This is a genomic window from Aquabacterium sp. UBA2148 (genome assembly GCF_002328915.1).
Taxonomy (GTDB): Bacteria; Pseudomonadota; Gammaproteobacteria; order Burkholderiales; family Burkholderiaceae_C; genus Aquabacterium; species Aquabacterium parvum.
In genome coordinates this window covers 9,143-10,367 of sequence record NZ_DCXA01000314.1, presented here as the reverse complement: position 1 = coordinate 10,367, position 1,225 = coordinate 9,143, and the positions used below count along the sequence as shown (strand labels likewise).

Genomic DNA, 1,225 nt, shown 5'->3' with positions numbered 1-1,225 from the left:
ACCTCGTGGCAGCGGCCACAACGCACCCAGCCTTCGGAGACCTTCAATTGGTCTTGCACGACCTTGAAGATCGTGCCGCAGTGGGTGCAACGGGTGGCCAGGCTCATAGCCCGCCTTTATGCCATTTTTTCAAGGGAAAACCGGCCCGGGTGCGTGTTCATCCCACCCGCTTTTGGGCGGTCATCAGGATCCAGCCCTCTTCCTCGTTGGCGACCTGCAACTGCAGGCCCACTTCGGCGTAGGCGTCTTTGAGCTCTTGCTCCTGGCGCGCCAGGATGCCGGCGAGCACCAGGTGGCCACCTGCTGCGACATGGCTGGACAGCAGCGGCGAGAGCATCCGCAAGGGCGTGGCCAGGATGTTGGCCAGCACCAGCGGGTAGGTGCCTCGGGCCTCGCCCACCAGGTCAGGCAGGCCGGCGCGCACGGGCAGGCTGCCGTCGGTCGACTTGAGGTGCGCCAGGTTGGCTTCGGCGTTGAGCACGGTGGCCTCCACGGCGGCGGGGTCGATGTCGACCGCGTCGATCAGGCCCGAGCCGAACAGCGCTGCGCCAATGGCCAGGATGCCCGAGCCGCAGCCGTAGTCCAGCACGCGCTGCCCTGCGAAGGCCTGGGCGTTCTGCGCGATCCACTTCAGGCACATGCGCGTGGTCGGGTGCGTGCCGGTGCCAAAGGCCAGGCCCGGGTCCAGGCGCATGACGGTTTTGGCCGCGGTGGGCACTTCGTGCCAGGTCGGCACGATGAAAAAGCTGTCGGTGATGGGCACCGGCTGGAACTGCGACTGCGTCAGCCGCACCCAGTCCTGTTCGTCCACGGGCTGGATGCCCTGGACGTGGATGTCCTCGGCCCAGTCCTGGGCCAGGATCAGCGTGGCCGCTTCCAGGGCCTCGGCCTCGGTGGCGAACAGGCTCTTGATGGTCGAGCGCTGCCAGGCTTCGCGCGGCACCGGCATGCCCGGCTCACCCCACAGGGCTTCCTCGTGTTCCGTGTCCGCGTCGGCGTCTTCGACGGAGACAGACAAGGCCTCGATCTCCATGAGCGCGTCGCTCAGGTTCTCGACTTCGGCCTCTTGGGCCAGCAGGGTGAGTTCGTACAGGGGCATGTCGGGTGTCGCCTTGGGGCTTCAGCGCTTGCGCGCCGCCATCCAGCTTTCGAGGTAGTGGATGTCGGTGCCGCCTTCGACGAACTTGGCGTCCACCATCAGCTCGCGGTGCAGCGGGATGTTGGT

2 protein-coding genes are annotated in these 1,225 nt (G+C 66.9%); both read right to left on the bottom strand.

Annotated elements, in window-relative coordinates; genetic code table 11:
• Nucleotides 1-107, bottom strand: a 107-nt coding sequence (locus B2W70_RS17700; RefSeq protein ID WP_286747815.1) for a zinc-ribbon domain-containing protein, incomplete at its 3' end; no start/stop codon positions are given.
• 50 nt (nt 108-157) lie between these two features.
• A complete protein-coding gene (gene prmA, locus B2W70_RS17695; RefSeq protein ID WP_286747813.1) occupies nt 158-1,093 on the bottom strand; it encodes a 50S ribosomal protein L11 methyltransferase in 936 nt (311 codons plus the stop codon).
• Nucleotides 1,094-1,225: the final 132 nt, after the last annotated feature.